The organism is Paenibacillus sp. Root444D2 (assembly GCF_001426375.1).
In the GTDB taxonomy this organism is placed as follows: Bacteria; Bacillota; Bacilli; order Paenibacillales; family NBRC-103111; genus Paenibacillus_E.
In genome coordinates this window covers 69,993-87,535 of record NZ_LMEO01000045.1, presented here as the reverse complement: position 1 = coordinate 87,535, position 17,543 = coordinate 69,993, and the positions used below count along the sequence as shown (strand labels likewise).

Sequence of the window (17,543 nt, the reverse complement as noted above, 5' to 3'; positions counted from 1 at the left end):
TTCTTCATCCTATCATCAAAATCTCCCGAATCTCTTGCTCCGTCAAAGCGGACAATGCTTCATGTCCCGGCTGGATCACATCATCAATCAGGTTCTTCTTTTTCTGTTGGAGCTCGTACATTTTATCTTCTACGGTACCTTGCGCAACAAGTCGGATCACTTGCACAACCTTCTTCTGTCCGATACGATGTGCACGGTCGGCAGCTTGCTGTTCCACAGCAGGGTTCCACCATAGGTCGTAGAGGATAACGGTGTCGGCTCCGGTAAGATTTAGCCCAGTACCGCCGGCTTTTAATGAGATGAGGAACAGGTCTCGCTCGCCATCATTAAATTTATTGCACAGCTCTACACGTTCGGCCGTAGGGGTTTTACCATCTAAGTAGAAATACGGCACTCCTTGATAACCTAGGTCTCGTCCGATCATCCCCAGCATCGCTGTAAATTGCGAGAATATCAGCACCCGCTTGCCGGCGCTTCTGCATTCTTCGATAATCTGCATAAGCTGCTCGAATTTGGCTGAGCTTCCGGTATAATCATCGACGAACAGAGACGGGTGGCAGCACAGCTGGCGAAGTCGGGTCAAGCCGGCCAATATTTTGATCCGATGTTTATTAAAGCTGTCTTTGTTCAGATGCTTCAGTGTTTCCTGTTGCAGTTCGGCCAAATAGGCGACATACAGCTTCTTCTGTTCCGGCAGCAGCTCGGAAGCTTGCAACGACTCGATCTTCTCCGGCAGTTCCTTCAGAACGTCGGTCTTCAACCTGCGCAGCAGAAACGGTCGGACCCGCTTGGCTACACTTTCACGGGATAAGTCATTAAATGCCTTTCTCCCGGGGAACAACTGAGGGAACACCGCGTCAAAGATGGACCAAAGTTCTTCAAGCCTGTTCTCCACTGGAGTTCCAGTGAGGGCAAAACGGTATTGGGCCTGAATCGCCTTCACCGCCTGTGCGGTCTGCGTGGTGTGGTTCTTGAACATCTGAGCCTCATCCAAAATAAGCGTATGGAACGATTGTTTCGCATACAGGTCGATATCTCTTCGCAAAAGCGGGTATGAGGTAATGAGAACATCGGCTTGGGACGCATGTTTCAGAACCTTGCTGCGCTCTTCTCTGCTCCCATCTGCGATAACAGACCGAATCTCTGGCGCGAATTTCTTCAGCTCGTTGAGCCAATTGTAGACGAGAGAAGCGGGAGCAACAATGATCGCCGGCAGCGCCTGCTTTCTGATCTCGGGCAGCACAGAAACAATAAAAGCGATGCTTTGTATGGTTTTACCAAGGCCCATATCGTCTGCCAAGATGCCGCCGAAATTGTACTGGGCTAGCGTCTTAAGCCATTGGAATCCATACTTCTGGTAATCCCGAAGAACAAGTTCCAGACTAGCCGGCACCGTGAAATCCAGATTATCCGGATTCCGCATGTTTTCCAGTAACTGGCGGAATGTTCTGCCCAGCTTAACGGTATTTCCTTGTCTCTCGGCGTCCATCAAATAGAGCCCGCGGACTAAGGGGAGGCGGATCTCAGCTGCTTTCACGTCCTCCTTGGTAATGCCCATTTCGTTCATGACGCGGACAATTTCCTGAAACTCCGCGCTTTCGAGCGGCAGTAACGCCCCATCCGGCAGCCGGTGGTATTTGCGTTTCTCCCCAAGGGATTTCAACAGATTGCGGACTTCCGATTCAGGAATACCTTCCATATCGAACTTGAATGCCAGCCAATCCGTTCGTTCGTCCACATCAACCTTGACTATCGGCGGGGCATGTCCGGTTAGAAGTCTTATTTTCACGGCAGAGGTGGCATAAACAGTCACCAGCTTCTCCAACTGCGGAACGACGTGGTATAGAAATTCGTATTCCTCGTCTTCGCCATCCATGAAATATCCTTCCTCCATCTTAGCGAAGGTACTTTGCTCCATAAGCTCCAGAATTCGTCGCTCCTGATCTCCGTCTCGCATGAGAATGCGGTCGGTTGCGCGCCTCTGTTCATTGCCTTCTAGCGGGTTAATGACAATATCGCCGTATTGAAACTCCAGACCGGCAAGCAGTCGATCTTTCACCCGATCCAAATATAACTTAGCCTTTAACGGCGTTCGCATAATGCGGTCGGAAATGGCCCCAGCGATATGGACGCTGCCTAGCTTCATCAGGCCAGGAATCACTTTTTCCATAAAAGGTTCCATTTGCGCGGGCGGAATCTGAATTTGGTGCTTGCTGGAGTTTTCGAGCATTTGCTTAAGCTCAGAAAGACGCCTACACGGTTCGGCTTGCATTTGCATCAGCTTTCCTTCAGAAAGGACAACCCCATACGATTCCATTACCGTAATCTTTTCCAAACCTTGGACATCCAATTGGAAGCCTTCGGCCTCTGTTTGGTCGAATTCAAAGTGGAGCGGGATGGGTTCATCGGATACACGGATTCCATCGAATGTGCGGTTATCCTGCTCAAGTTTTACGGACGAAGCCTCGGTAAGCGCGGGAAGCAAGGTTGTCCATGAGAAAGGAGGAACCAGCAGCATCCGATCGCCGCTCAAATGATTCGTACGAACGGAGTACGTAGTTGATGTTTCAAGGTACATCTGCTCATTGCGAGAGATTTCGATGAGCTTCCTAATGACCGCATCATCTTCTTTTTGAAAACTATGGAGCTTAGGGTCGTATGTGAAATGCTTTGAGAATACATAGGCTTCTCTCCGCTCAATATGATCAAGAAATTCTCTTAACCTTTGGACGATATAACGTTTTTTAGGACCGACCTTCATCTCAATCCCGAACATGAACTTCCGATAGCCGTATTGGAAGGGTTTGCAGGTAAACTCCAGTTCTAGTACCGCTCTTGTATCGAAAAGAGGTTGCGAACGACTTGGACGCTGAGGTTTATTCCCGAACAAATCCAATATATGGCTCGTCAATCTACGATCTCCCTCTGAATGTCCAAAAGTCCGGGCTGTTGTACCGCCAACTCGAGATACTTGCTGAATAGCATGAATATTCAGCAGCACGGCAGCGATATGCTCGCAGTATTTATCGTCCGGATCATACGCAGGACAGGTGCAATGGGCAATAACATCCCCGTTTGTATCCTCTTCAACGGTCACTTGGCAGGTGCCGTTATATCCTTCGACCGTGGCTTCATAGAGCGGTGTTTCAGGATCTTCATGTAGGAAAGTCACTCGTCTTTCATGGTAGTAGACTTCTCCTTTTTCATAAGAAAACCGGCCGCACAACAACTTAATGACCCCATCTGTCAGCTGAAAGCTCATTACCTGAATCCTTTCTTTTGAAAAATAGTTATGTTCCGGAATTGCTATTGGTTGATTTCATTATAGCAAACATTCGTTCTCGTGAAAAACAAGCTCTGATCAAAAAAAAGCAGCCCAATTCCAAATGGAGAATGGACTGCATGTGTTACTTGGCTGTCATGGATTTCCGAATGGCAGATCCGAACAATTTGACAATGGTCTTCCTAGGGAGGACGCGTCCCAGAAAAGCATTGAACTTATTTACGCTGCCGTCAATGACGTAGGTTTTATTACGTCCAAGTGCCTTCATAGCTGTAGCTACAACTTGTTCGGGTGTCCGTTTATTGTTGGTTTCAACATCTTTGGCTGTATCGAAAAATTTGGTATCCGTCGGGCCAGGGCACAGAGCCAACAATTTAATTCCTTTATGGCGATATTCTTCCCATAGAGACTCAGTGAAAGACAGAACGAAAGCTTTCGTTGCACTATAAACAGAACAATACGGAAAAGGGAAGAAGGATAACAAGGATGCCAGATTAATGATCGTCCCATCACCTTTAGCCACCATTTTCGGTAAATAGTAATGAGTCATTTCCACGACCGAAGCTATATTCAGCATCATCTGCTGCCGGTAGATCTCGGGTGAATGATTTAAAAACTCGCCACTCAAGCCAAATCCGGCATTGTTGACCAAAATATCGACGTGCGTGCCTAGCTGCTCAGTTTGCTTAAAGACCTCGGATGCAGCATTCTCTACGCTCAAATCGATCGCAATAACCTGGACTTTAACAGCATACACAGTGGAAAGCTCTATAGCTAGTTGATCCAATTTATTTTTGGAGCGTGCGACTAGAATGAGATGGTTTCCTTTCTCGGCAAATCGCCTCGCGAAAACTTCGCCAATGCCAGAAGAGGCTCCGGTAATTAATGCCGTTTTTGTCATATATTGCGTCCCCCATGATCTGAATTCTATTGATTTCTTCCCTATATTACCAAACGTTTTGATGTGTGTATATTAATAGATAGACAACGCTTTCGTATCCAATTATACTACTGAAAGAAGGGTAATTCCTCGATTTGTGTCGAAAATTATTTCATGTCAACGTTGTAATATTCAGTTTACATAAAAAAAGAAAGTGTGAAACTTCATGAGAATCAACACCAAAGTCATTTATGTTACCTTTGCTATTGTTATTTTATTGCTTGTAACGAATAACACCTCTTACTATTGGTTCACGAAATCTCTCCTAACGCAAGCGTTATCTGAACGTATGGAATCGACTGCGAGTCAAATTCGTACATCCATTGAGCAATCAGAAGAAGGTTCATTTTTTGTAGAAGATTTGATTGGTGAGAATCTTCGTTCAGTCGCGCTTTTCGCCAAGAGTCAGCTGGATCCGGATATTGAAAAAGTTTCGAATGAACAATTAATTGAGCTTGCCAGGCAAGCGGGTGTTGATGGCTTCTCGCTGATGAAGCGAAATGGTGATGATATTATGATAGCTAAGTCATCCGAGCCCAAGGAGCTTCAGATTACAAGTACCAAATCATTCGGTTATTGGTTTACGGCTTTTACCCAGCTTCTGGATAATCATCAAGTTACGATTGCTGAGGGGCAAAAGCTGCCTAATTTCTGGTCGGGCATCTATGAAGTTCCGGCATCAGGTTCGAGCAATGTAAGTAAGTTTGGGTACTTTTATGATGGAAGCACGAATTATTTAATATGTGTGTTTGTCAATGCGGATAAAATTCAGAAATTCAAGCAAATCGTAGGCGCGGATACGATCGTGAAGAAAACGCTCGCTTCGAATCCAGATATTATGGAAATATCGGGACTGAACGGGGTAACTTTTGGTACAAAGCCGATTGAGTATAAAGACAGTAGTGGGGTTCCATTTATATCGGTCTATGACCGCCCGGTTTTATTTGGTACATATAACATAACGAGTACGAAAGATTTGGATAATTACAAGGCGTCTATACTAGAAAATAAACCAGTTAGCGTAGTGGAAAATTGGAATGGGAAGCCTATTCTGAAAACGTTCATGTATGTTCCTGTTAAGGAGAAATTGACCGAAGTTCAAAGGGAAATTCCTTATGTGATTACCATCGTCTCGGATTATCAAACGATTCAACGTACTTTAAACAAGCAGCTCGTTCAGCTTACAGTTCTCATTGTTTTATTTACGATTTTTAGCTGTGTGCTTATCTATTTGGTATTCCGATTTATTACGAAAAGCCGTGAAACAGCTGTTCAGTCCACACAAGAAATGTACATTCAAAACGTGGATCACATGTTTGCAACGATACGCAGTCAAAGGCATGATTTTCTAAACCATGTACAAACCATGTATGCTCTGCTGTCTAAAGGAAAAAAAGAAGACCAAATGAAATACATGAAAGAATTAATTGAAGAAATCAATGAAGTGAACGATATCATTCGAATCGGGCATCCGGCTATTGCAGCTCTTATCCAAGCAAAGATTGCGCTTGCCATGAGAACCAAAATCGATTTCAATTACCATTTTACCGGCCTAGAAGGCTTGTCATTAGGTGTGAAATCTGTTGATATAGTGAAAATTATTGGGAACTTGATTGATAATGCGTTTGATGAGGTCAATAAATTCCCGCCAGACGAACGTGAAGTTATGGTTAACGGATGGTCGGAGTCAAACCATTTAACCATATCCGTAACAAACCCTGTTGATCCTGAATTCCAACTGGATGATTATAACAAAATGTTCACGATTGGCTACAGCACCAAAGGTGAAGGTGATCACCAGGGTCTTGGTCTATCGGTTGTGAAGGAACGAATCGAGTATTACAAAGGAACCATCGAAGTGTCTGTGGCAGACGGCTGCATCTGTTTCCAAATATCGGTTCCGATGCAATAATCATCGTATCCAAGCTTCTTTTAATAATTGAATCCCGCGCTCCATATTCTTCATGGTTATTCCGCCAAAGCCCAAGTAAATCTTGGGCTTTTTGTTGTTGGGCATTAATTCTGCCAGTTGAGAGCTGTATACACTGACCCTTTTTGCAAGGGCTAGGTCTTTTAACTTTTCTGCTGGACATGCAATATGGACCGTCAATTCAATGGATGCAAAAAGTCGCCGAAGAGGACTGTGAGATATTCAGTGCGACAATCAAGGGGCTGTCCCAAGTCATAAATGACTGAGGGGCAGCCTTCAATTATTAAAAGCAAAAAGAAACCGACAAAAACAAAGGAGCTAAGCACATACAAGTCGCTTAGCTCCTTTTTCATTCAAATATTCACGATTTTTAAACAATTGGATCTGTCCCACATCTCCATACTGTTAGGTTTTTTTTCGATGGCAAAGGAAAGTTAGCTGACTCAAGTTAGCGGAACGTCGAATCGTTATTTGATCAATGGGAACGATTTGGAGGTGAAAATCGCGAATAACGCATCGATTCAAATCCTTATGAACGGGGTAAGGATAACTAACGAATGAAATGAATCGTGAAATTTAATTGAATCGCAAGGGAGGAGCAAAGAATGAAGAAGTCAAAATGCCGCTACAAGGAAGAGTTCAAGATAAGTCTCATTCATTTATTTCCTCTGTTTGTGCTGTGTGCTTTCATTTCACCTGAAAAAAGGTTGATGTCGATGGAAGAAATCCAACCGGGTCCAACCTATGTGGCAGGAACGGTCATGCAAGTAAAAACCAATGAGTCGGAGACGGTTCTATTGGTCTCCGTTCCTGACAATTTGGAAGTTCCGAGCGATCTGCTGCACCACTCTGAATTATTGGATGAGAATAATCCGATTCATTTGAGCGACCCTGTTATTTCTCCGAGAAATCGGGGGAAAGAAGTCGAGATCCTTTTCCAATCGAAGATGAAGAAGGGATTGAACGACTTCTTAGGTGTTCCTGCTGTTGGCGAGATCGTGCAGAGCTTAGCTGAGCCTGATGCTCAAGGAGCGTATCATGCGCAGTTTCTACTCAATGCCAATGGGGATTACATTGTTGCAACGAATTAAAACATAGAGCTATGACTCAAGATTTGAGGAAGTACATAAGTCCAAAAAGGGATGATTAGACTCATGGCCAGAAGTAGCCAACGGAAAACAGTCTCGCTCACTGAACCCGTGTCAATAGCTATCCATTTTGGGAGTAGACGAATCTTGAAGGGAATAGGCCAGAAGAGCTGAACCCCTCTATCATTGAATAAATCGATAAACGAGTGTGACGCGTAAGAGAGGATGAATACCCAGAAATATAAAGGTGATAAGGGCATTGCAATGACAACTAAGAGTAGTAGAAAAAGTAAGGAATGCGTGACGGTTCTATGCTTTACCTTCAGCAGCCGCAGCAGGGCAGATAAAGGAAAAAGAACCTTCGCCATTGTAGAACCTGGCTTATCGACATCCGCTAGTGTACCTGCCAAACATCCAAGTAAAAGAGCCCCAGCGGCATCCCATGTGAAGAAACTAATATCTTGATAAGTGAGAACGATTTCCGCGGAAATGAATCCGGCAATACTGTGTGTTTTTTGTAACATCTTAAGCTCCTACCCCTACGTGATTTTACGATAACTGTATACTATTCGCATGCGATTCCTAAATTGAGGGGAAGCCGAAAAAATAAATAATCCGTGTCGTATTCTACCTATAAGATTGTCTGAATCCACCTTCATATTGCCTCATATGATGCTCTACAATAGGACATATTGATGCTTACTTTATGAATAGGGCATAAGACATTTCTGATAAAAGTAGGAGGAGTTTTTAAATGGCGACACTCAATATTGTTAATTTGACATGCGAATACCGCGTCAACCCGATTGGGTTGGATACGACCCAGCCTCGCTTTACTTGGCAACTAGAATCGGACATCAAACATACCATCCAATCAGCTTATCACATCCAGGTTAGTAGGGTTGAAAATTCTTTCGAACCGAGTCGTTTGGTTTGGGATTCCGGTCACATACAATCGGAACAATCGGTGCTTGTTGTTTATGAAGGTCAAGAGCTGCTGGCGCGAAATCGTTACTTTTATCGTGTCAAAGTATGGGATCAGTCTGGTCTGCAATCACCATGGAGTGAAATCGCTTTCTGGGAAATGGGACAGCTAAGTCCATCAGACTGGTCAGCCAAGTGGATTACACCTGATGCAGCTTCCATGGATCCCGACGCAGAAGAAGCTTTCTATATGAGGAAGACATTCACAGCACGTAAGGGAATTCGTAAAGCGACTATTTATGCAACGAGTCTAGGCATTTATGAGCTTGAACTCAACGGAGCTCGTGTCGGGGATTGGGAGTTCACACCCGGCTGGACCAGCTACCGACACCGTCTGCAGGTACAGACGTATGAGGTAACGAGCCTGCTGCAGCAAGGTGAAAAAAATACCCTTGGCGCCATGCTGGCAAACGGTTGGTATAAAGGTAATTTAGCTTGGAAGAATCAACGAAATATTTTTGGGGACGTTAGAGCTCTCTTCCTCGAATTGCATATCGAATACATAGACGGAACTTCGGAAATAACCGTTAGTGATGATTCCTGGCGTGCTTCTCTAGGACCAGTTCGGATGTCTGAGCTGTACCATGGAGAAACCTATGATGCTAACTTGGAGCTTAGCGGGTGGAGCCTGTCGACGTATCAGGACGAAAATTGGTGCCCGGTAACGGTTCTTGATCATTCCAAAGACATCCTAGTCATGCAAGAGAATGAGCCATCCCGCATTACCCAGCGTTTGAAGCCGATAACCGTTATTGAAACACCTTCTGGTGAAACCGTTCTTGATTTTGGGCAAAATATGGTCGGAAAAGTGCACATGCGATTGGAGCTTCCTGCTGGAACTCGTCTTCAGCTGCTGCACGCAGAGGTGCTGGATCTTGAAGGGAACTTCTATATTGGGAATTTGCGTCATGCGAAGCAGACGGTTACTTATGTATGCAAAGGTGGCGGGGAGGAACAATATGAACCCCATTTCTCGTTCCAGGGCTTTCGATATGTCAAAGTGGTGGGCTGGCCCAAGGATGCAGCATTCGATGTAGAGCGTTTCACGGGTCATGTCATTCATACGGACATGGCAGCTAGCGGCACTTTTGAATGTTCCCATCCCTTATTGAATAAACTTCAGCAGAATATTGTATGGGGACAAAGAGGCAACTTCCTGGATGTACCGACCGACTGCCCGCAGCGGGATGAGCGACTGGGTTGGACAGGGGATGCGCAAGTATTTATTCGCACGGCAGCTTTTAATTATGATGTGGCTCTATTTTTCACCAAATGGCTGCGTGATTTAAAAGCGGATCAACATGATAATGGCGGTGTTCCATTCGTCATTCCAGACGTACTTGGTCCGAATGACCACTCTTCCTCTGCATGGGGGGATGCAGCAGTCATTTGCCCCTGGACGATGTACCAAGTATATGGCGATAAGCGTGTTCTGGAGGAGCAGTATGACAGCATGAAAGCGTGGATTTCGTACATGCGAAGCCAAGGAGAGAATGAGTATCTGTGGAATACAGGCTTTCACTTTGGTGATTGGCTTGGGCTTGATGCCAAAGAAGGCAGCTACGTAGGAGCGACCCCTAGAGACTTAATCGCGACATGCTTCTATGCCTATTCGACTTCACTTTTCGTGAAAGCTGCGGAAGTGTTGGAACGCAGCGAGGATGCGGCTAAGTATAGTGAGCTTTATGAGCGCATTGTTGAAGCTTTCGAACAAGAATTCCTTACACCAAGCGGGCGTTTGGCTGCGCATACACAGACAGCACATGTGCTCCCGCTAATGTTTGGACTCGTGAAAGGAAGTACGCGTGATCGATTAGCAAAGACGTTAGCCGAATATGTCGAAGAGCAGAAGAATCACCTGACGACCGGTTTCGTAGGTACGCCATATCTGTGCCATGTATTATCTGAGAATGGCTACCATGATCTGGCTGTTAAGTTGGTTCAGCAGGAAGATTATCCATCATGGCTGTACTCGATTCACAAGGGAGCAACCACTATCTGGGAGCACTGGGATGGCATCAAACCGGATGGATCGTTCTGGAGTGATGATATGAACTCCTATAACCATTATGCATATGGATCCATTGGGGATTGGCTGTACCGCGTAGTGGCAGGTCTCGATTCCGATGATCAGCAGCCTGGATACAAACGGATTCATTTCCGTCCAAGACCAGACTCCGGCCTTGAATATGCGAAAGCATCGCTCGAATCTAGCTACGGCAAGATACGCAGTGAATGGAAGAAAGAGGCCGATGGCAAAGTAGTCTATGAGTTCCAACTACCTCCGAATACGACAGGCATTGCAACCTTGAAAGGAGCGGCATTAGTTATGGCTACCGTTAATGGTCAAGCAGCCCAGGCAGCATCAGGAGTCCTATCAGCTGAGGAAAGTGATGGAGAGCTGCGGTTAGAACTGGGATCAGGCACTTACATCATTATTTGTTGAGAAATGGTAACCAGAATATGTTGAGGGGGAACATCGATGCGTTATTTGGTTGAAAAACACCCAAACACAAGAGGAACGACGATTCGTTATTTCGCTGTTTTTACCTTCGGATCGTTCATTTTGATCAATTAGCGCACTCACGTTCCTCTTAATCGATTTCTAGTGGATATTTCCCATTATAACGAATCGTCGTTCCGCTAATCTGAGGTCAGGTAGCTATTGCCTTACGACCTCATTTTTTTTGTTTTCTGTGCCCCAAATTTATATTTTCCCTTTTATCATTTATGGGAAAGCCCCTCTACTTTTTGATAACTTTTTGAATGGGAGGATATGAGTTATAATAGAGATATAGTTGAATTAAGAAGGGGTACCCACAATGGCAGTCTTCAATGCAATGGAAACGATAGTGATGAATTTGTTTGATGAGTTTCAAAAAAACTATGAAATGAAATGCGATTGCACTACTTGCAAAGAAGACGTGCTTGCTTTGGTTTTAAATAAAATTCCTCCGCGATATACCTCTAGTGAAAAGGGACAGTTATTTGTAAAAGGTCTTTATATCAATCCACAGCTGCAGTCCGATGTCATGCGAGAATTAATGGAAGCAGCGAATATTGTGGAGCATCATCAACATCATCGAGATGAATCCCAAGTATAGAGCAATTAAAAAGACTGTCTCTTCATCACGAAGAGGCCAGTCTTTTTTGCATTATTTCATCGCATCAACCTTCTATGGCCGCCGGTTAACTTCATAAATATGCTTGAACTGATTAAATTTATCTACGGCTTGCGCCCTTGACTTGACGCCTAATTTGTCATAAATTTTGCGTATATAATTATCAACGGTTCGCTTACTCATATGGACTTCCTCGGCCATTTGCTCGTTGGTTAGGCCTTGGACAATCATGGTCATCATATGTACTTCATCGTCGTCCAATGAATCGGTCTGATGCAAATTGCCGCTGTCCACTCTCATTTTATGAAAAACAGGGACGGGTATTACCGTGAAATTCTCTAACAAAAGGGTAACTAAGCTTTTAATAAGCGTACCGCTAGATTCCTTAGATATAACAGCACTAACCTCAAGTCCGATCAAATAATTGTAAAGATGGGATAATTCTATGCCCGAAAAAATGACAAGGTGGATGGCGGGATATTTCGCTTTAATGATTTTGGCAACCTCATCGCCGTATTGATCCGGAAGATTATAATCCAAAAAAACAATATTCGGTACATGCAAATCTACGAGTTCCAAGCATCGTTTGCCCGTACCGGCTATCCCTATAATCTGTATGCCCTCGATTTGCTGCAGTGTATTCGATGTCGCTTCCGCCATTAAGGGATGATCATCTACGATCAGAATCTTCGATTTCTTAATCATATGATACTTCCTTCCTGAGTTGGTAAGGGGATCCGAATGGTGAATTCAACGTCGCTGTTCAAGTCTTTCCTTAATTTTACCAAATTTCACAAAAAGATTGCAAATTAGATTTTATTGATCTGATTTTGCGTCTTTTTTCGTTATACGCAAAAAAAACTGCGCATTTATGGAAAAAAATGTGGATTTGCGAAAGAAAATATTGCGCTGTTATCGAAGGCGTTTCTATATATGATAAGTATAGGTAATCTTCCAAAATTAAGTAAATAAGGAGGGAATTCATATTGAAAAACGAGCAAATTGATGGCATGTTCGATTCTGTGTTAACGGATGTTGTGAAGCAAACGTACTGCAACTTACCCTTGCCCTCCGCTGAACAAATCCAACTTTCGATGAAGAAAATGATGAATATCATTGAAGCCAATGATGGTTGGAATTCAGTGAATGAAAGATAGGAATAACTAGAATTCAATAAGCGATGATTCGCTTGTATATACAACATACAACAGTCTATTTTCTCTGAAGAGGAAATAGGCTGTTTTTTTAATCGGCCATGTCCGTTATACTGTTTGTAAACGTTATCATGGAATGAGGGGGATGAATGAAGACTCGATTGTTAGCTCTAGGCATGACTGTAACTCTGATACTTACCGCTTGTCAAACCCAAACAGTAACAGTCGTTCCTAAACAGCAGCCCCAGGAGCAGACGCTTGCGTGGATACATCACTTTGATGAGGAGGGGGCGCGGAAATGGCTGGAGGCGGGGACACAGCTATTTACTAAACAACATCCGTCTTATGCGTTTACGTTGACAGGCGTGGATGGCGGCAATTATATGAGCTTGCTTCGCACGCGTGTGATTTCGAATAACATGCCTGATATCTATATGCTGGATAATATGGAATCCGCTCAGGATCTCATTCATAAAGGATATGCGATGGACTTAACGGGTCAACCCTTTTTATCGCAAATCGACGATAGGTTCCTGAATGGTGTGAAGACAGCCGATGGGAAAATATGGGCGCTCCCGATAGACGTGAATGGAGCGGGTGTCATTTACAATAAAGAAGCTTTCGCCCACGCTGGCATTCTAAGTCCACCAACAACGTGGCCGCAATTCTTAGCTGCGTGTGAGGCGCTGCAGAAGGCAGGAATTATTCCTATTGCAGCAGGCTACAAGGATAGTTGGACCCTAACTTGGGACATAGCAGCGGATCTTTTGGCTAATCAGTACGCTGCCGGCCACAACTGGATTGCTGAGATTGAAGCAGGTCGAACTTCGTTCGCTGAGGATCAAATTCACTTCAAAGACATTTTGAAACGATATGGAGAACGCTTGCGTTATGTGAACATCAAGCCGTTCGAAACCGATTGGAATCAAGCCCAAGGGCTCCTTGCTGAGGGGAAAGCCGGCATGATAATTAATGGCACGTGGACGGTTGACGGTGTTAAATCCAAGAATCCTGCGAGTAATCTGGGACTGTTCGCTTTCCCATATTCGAATAATCCCCAAGATGCCAAGTTTGGACTAAAATCAACAGGAGGAATTGTGATCAATCCCAAATCACCTCATAAGGAAGCGGCGCTTCAAATGCTGGAACTGTTCGCCTCGAAGGAAATGGGGACCATTTTTCAGACGAATAAGAAGGCTTTGTCTGTGATTAAAGGCTTGCCGAATGACTTTGATCCGACTTATGTGGAGCTGGATGAAACGTATATCCAAACAGGCAAAACGTATGACTGGTCGAGTTTGCCGACAGATTTTGTGAATCAGGATCTGCAAAAGGTGTTTGTCAATGCTCTCACGAAATTCGTTATTGATCGAAGCCACAATGTGGATCTTTGTATTCAAGAGTTGGATCAAGCATTCGATCGGATTCGTAAACCAACTAAATGACGGCAAGGAGATCTGCGTATGACAGCCACCACGTGGAACTTAGATCGGGTCAAGGACTTTCGCATCCGAACGAAAATATTTCTATCTAATATGATTCTTATCTTGTTCATTTCATCGGCGATTGGCGGAGTTGCCATCTATGCCTCTACGAAATTCATTGAATCGAATACAAGAGACCTTTCGATGCAGGTCATTCATCAAGTTTCCGACAATATTGAAATTAGGGCGAAGGAAGCATTCACTTCCTCCGTATACGTCCTTAGTGACAGTAATATTCGGCAAATTGCTGCTGAACAAGGTGAGCAAGTTACAGGTGACAACTATCCAGCTTTCCGCAGCCGTATGGAGTTCTTGCTGGCACAGTACGGGAATGGAAATCCATACATGAATGCTATAATGATTCAAACACGAAAGGGACAGGTGTACTGGTGGGAAAATAAAAAAGGCTTGGATCATACACTAAATCATGAAGAAGTAACCGCGATGACGAGCAAATCTTCTGATTATTTGAAAAATCATGACCTAAGCATCAGCTGGTCGCCTTCTCTGAGAAAGCAAAAAGAATTGTTCCTTATCAGAGATTTCGTTGATCTGAGTCAAATAGATCAAAGTCTTGGCACGATAGTAATCAGTATCGATTCGGATTATTTCTTATCCCTGGGGAGTAATAGCTCAATTATTAAGCAAAATAATGTTGCAATTCTCAATCCTTTGAATGAACTGCTAGCGGGTGGCGGGACCCCTGGTATGGACAATCTTATCTCGAGGAGCCTAAGTCATCCGCTTAAGGAAAATGATATCTCTATGGCAAATGTCGATAATGCTGGGGCGGGGAGTTATTTATTCGTCCAAGAACGAACAGCAACGCTGGGCTGGCGGGTGCTTTGTTTTATTCCGATGTCAGAGCTTCTGTCCAATACACGCGTGTTAGTTTTTGTGATTGCTCTCGTTTCGCTGCTTGCCGTTCTGATATCTACCGGAATTGCCGTATTACTTTCAAATTCTACGACGCGAAATATCAAAATCTTGGAACAAACGATGCGCCGGGTCGAAGATGGCAATTTCGATGTCCGCATTATCCCGCTTGGGCGAGATGAGATTGGGAGTTTATCGATACGGTTCAATTTTATGCTGTCTCGGATTAACGAGTTAATAAACACGGTGTATAAAGAGCAAATTGCCAAACAACAGGCTGAATTTACCGTCCTTATGAGTCAGATTAATCCTCATTTCCTTTATAACACACTAGGTACTGTGAAATGGTATGCTCGTATGAACCATCAAGCCGAGATTGAGCAAATGGTCACCTCAGTTATTGAATTGTTGAAATCCTCAGTACGGCGTGTCGGTGAATTTCACAGCTTGGAGCAAGAGATTAACCAATTAAAAAACTATATTTATATTCAAAAAATTGGTTATGGCGATGCCTTTCACATGGACTATGAAGTGGATGAACGGTTGTTGGAAAGCGAGGTGCCTTATTTCATTCTCCAGCCGCTTGTCGAAAATGCGATTCTTCACGGCATCGAAATGTCCAAGGGGAGTGGACGTATTGTACTTTATGCGCGCATAGAAGAGAAGCAGCTCCTACTCATTGTCGAAGATAACGGAATTGGTATGGAAGCTGAACAGGCGCTTAATCTATTGAACACAGCAACACGTAAAGAATCGGTTCCTGGAGTGACGAGTATCGGCATTCACAATGTGAATGAGCGCATTCAGCTGTATTATGGGGAGAAATATGGCCTTAGCTACGAAAGTGCACCAGGATTAGGTACGAAAGCTATTGTTCGAATTCCGCATAGAACGCATCGTCAAAGGAGGAATGAGCATGTTGAACGCCATGATCGTTGAAGATAATGCGATATATCGGTATGCAATTAAAACGATCATTCGTTGGGAGGATTATGGGTTCCAAATTGTGAGCGAAGCACTTAATGGCGTTCATGCACTCGATATTCTGCAGCATCAGCACGTGGATCTTATTGTGACGGACATTTCGATGCCTGAAATGAACGGCATTGATCTGATCCAACAAGTAAAGCAAAAGGATGAATCCATCAAAATTGTGGCACTCAGCTCCTTCGATGATTTCCGATTCGTGAAGGAAGCCCTCAAGCTTGGAGCAGAGGATTATTTGTTAAAGCATGACCTCGAACCTGCCGCTTTACAGCAGCTATTAGAACAAATGAGCGGCAAGATTATGGAAGATCATAAACGAAGAAAACAAGCGAGTATCCGTGATGCCAGCTTTCAAGAGGTGCGTTGTCTATTGGGGCGAAAGCTTCTCTTAGGCGAGTTGAAGCGGGCGGAGGACATCGAAGATCAAGCGAACGCTGTTCATTTTCCAATTCATGGAGGTCCTACGGCAGTCGTTGTGATCGATGCTAGCTTTAAAGTCCTTGCGGATGATTCTAAGGAAGAACAGTCAGCGTACACAAATATGGTTATACCGATTTCGGAGCGGAGAACTGCGGTCATTACATATTTTCCGCAGGAGAAGAGTGAACACAAATGTATGGAGGAGACACTCCGGCAAGCATCGCAGCTATATACCCGGATGAAGAAGATGGGCTCTGTAACAGTGGGAATTAGCTCGATCGGCTATGGATTGAAGGATTGGGCGGTGTTATATAAGCAAGCTGAAACTGCCTTAAATCAATACGTTTATGAAGGAACGGGCCAACTCTATGCCTACACGTCCCTTCAGATCAATGACAAGGTTGAAACGCTGGCCGGAATCACGATTCAGCCTCTGGTTGCAGCGATGAAAAACGGTTTGTTCACTGCTATTGAAACGCAAACTGAGCTTTTGTTTCAAGGCCTCATTCAAAGGAAGCCGCCTATAGCTGAGCTGCGCAGCCTGCTGTCAGAGTTAATGATACAGCTGAAAACATTGGCTATAGAGAGGAACAGGTCCTCTGATCAGTTTGAACATGAGCATAAACAGGTTAGCCAGACGATAGAAGCCTTACAGCCTCTGCAGCAAGTGAAGCCGTTATTTCTAAATTTAAATAAACAAATTGCTGGGAATAAGGCTGAGCACACAATGATGCGGAAGGAAATCCAAGGAGCAATCGCCTATATGGAAGAGCACTATGCTGAAGACATCACGGTGGCAAGACTCGCAGAAGTTCTCCATTTGAGCGCGAATTACTTATCCAATCTGTTTAAAAGCGAGACGGGGATGCGGATTGTTGAATATATGAATCGATGCCGGATTCAGAAAGCGAAACAGCTGCTTCAAGACCCTGCATGGAAAGTATATGAAGTTGCTGAGAGAACAGGATTTCAAGAAACTTCTTACTTTTGCAAAGTATTTAAAGAGCTAGAAGGGAAAACGGTCAAGGAATTTAGGCGCAATGGTTGATGGTTCAAGATGAATGATGATAAATTCTGTGAATTATATAAGAAATCAGTGTTATATAGAATGCAAGAGGCTGCGAATTTGGTTAAAATTCGGAGCTTTTTTTATTTTGCGTGGGGCTATATCTTCGTAGTTTTGTTATATAACTTGATGTTTCTTTCAATGTAAGCGCTTTTAAAATAGCTTATACTAACTTCATAAAGAACAGCAAGCTAGGCATCCCAAGCGGA

Annotated in this window: 12 protein-coding genes; 8 read left to right on the top strand and 4 right to left on the bottom strand. The window is 44.0% G+C overall.

Annotated features, from left to right (window positions below; translation table 11 throughout):
- Nucleotides 1-4: 4 nt before the first annotated feature.
- Both ASD40_RS22170 and ASD40_RS22165 read right to left on the bottom strand, forming a co-directional pair.
- Nucleotides 5-3,262 (bottom strand): DEAD/DEAH box helicase, encoded by a 3,258-nt coding sequence (locus ASD40_RS22170; RefSeq protein ID WP_057305340.1) that lies wholly within the window; start codon nt 3,260-3,262, stop codon nt 5-7.
- A 145-nt stretch (nt 3,263-3,407) separates the two neighbouring features.
- Complete coding sequence (locus tag ASD40_RS22165; RefSeq protein ID WP_057305339.1) at nt 3,408-4,184, bottom strand: SDR family NAD(P)-dependent oxidoreductase; 777 nt, start codon at nt 4,182-4,184, stop codon at nt 3,408-3,410.
- Nucleotides 4,185-4,389: 205 nt separating this feature from the next.
- Between ASD40_RS22165 and ASD40_RS22160 the strand changes: the two genes are divergently transcribed.
- Entirely contained in the window at nt 4,390-6,135 is a 1,746-nt protein-coding gene (locus tag ASD40_RS22160) for a sensor histidine kinase (RefSeq protein WP_057305338.1), read from the top strand.
- Between the two features lie 623 nt (nt 6,136-6,758).
- Complete coding sequence (locus tag ASD40_RS22150) at nt 6,759-7,244, top strand: hypothetical protein (RefSeq protein WP_057305336.1); 486 nt, start codon at nt 6,759-6,761, stop codon at nt 7,242-7,244.
- Here the strand turns inward: ASD40_RS22150 and ASD40_RS22145 are convergent.
- Nucleotides 7,241-7,765, bottom strand: a complete 525-nt coding sequence (locus ASD40_RS22145) for a metal-dependent hydrolase (protein ID WP_057305335.1) — start codon at nt 7,763-7,765, stop codon at nt 7,241-7,243. The genes ASD40_RS22150 and ASD40_RS22145 overlap by 4 nt on opposite strands.
- A gap of 230 nt (nt 7,766-7,995) precedes the next feature.
- Between ASD40_RS22145 and ASD40_RS22140 the strand changes: the two genes are divergently transcribed.
- Complete coding sequence (locus ASD40_RS22140; protein ID WP_057305334.1) at nt 7,996-10,671, top strand: family 78 glycoside hydrolase catalytic domain; 2,676 nt, start codon at nt 7,996-7,998, stop codon at nt 10,669-10,671.
- A gap of 376 nt (nt 10,672-11,047) precedes the next feature.
- Complete coding sequence (locus tag ASD40_RS22135) at nt 11,048-11,329, top strand: late competence development ComFB family protein (protein ID WP_057305333.1); 282 nt, start codon at nt 11,048-11,050, stop codon at nt 11,327-11,329.
- 72 nt (nt 11,330-11,401) lie between these two features.
- Here ASD40_RS22135 and ASD40_RS22130 read toward each other — a convergent pair whose 3' ends face one another.
- Entirely contained in the window at nt 11,402-12,052 is a 651-nt protein-coding gene (locus ASD40_RS22130) for a response regulator transcription factor (protein ID WP_057305332.1), read from the bottom strand.
- Between the two features lie 281 nt (nt 12,053-12,333).
- On the opposite strand from ASD40_RS22130, the gene ASD40_RS37395 reads away from it, so the two are divergent.
- From ASD40_RS37395 to ASD40_RS22115, 4 genes are all read left to right on the top strand, one after another.
- A complete protein-coding gene (locus ASD40_RS37395; protein ID WP_156390150.1) occupies nt 12,334-12,504 on the top strand; it encodes a hypothetical protein in 171 nt (56 codons plus the stop codon).
- Nucleotides 12,505-12,650: 146 nt separating this feature from the next.
- Nucleotides 12,651-13,946 (top strand): ABC transporter substrate-binding protein, encoded by a 1,296-nt coding sequence (locus ASD40_RS22125; RefSeq protein WP_057305331.1) that lies wholly within the window; start codon nt 12,651-12,653, stop codon nt 13,944-13,946.
- 18 nt (nt 13,947-13,964) lie between these two features.
- A complete protein-coding gene (locus ASD40_RS22120; RefSeq protein ID WP_057305330.1) occupies nt 13,965-15,800 on the top strand; it encodes a sensor histidine kinase in 1,836 nt (611 codons plus the stop codon).
- Nucleotides 15,778-17,316 (top strand): response regulator, encoded by a 1,539-nt coding sequence (locus ASD40_RS22115; protein WP_057305329.1) that lies wholly within the window; start codon nt 15,778-15,780, stop codon nt 17,314-17,316. The genes ASD40_RS22120 and ASD40_RS22115 overlap by 23 nt, the downstream gene beginning before the upstream one ends.
- Nucleotides 17,317-17,543: the final 227 nt, after the last annotated feature.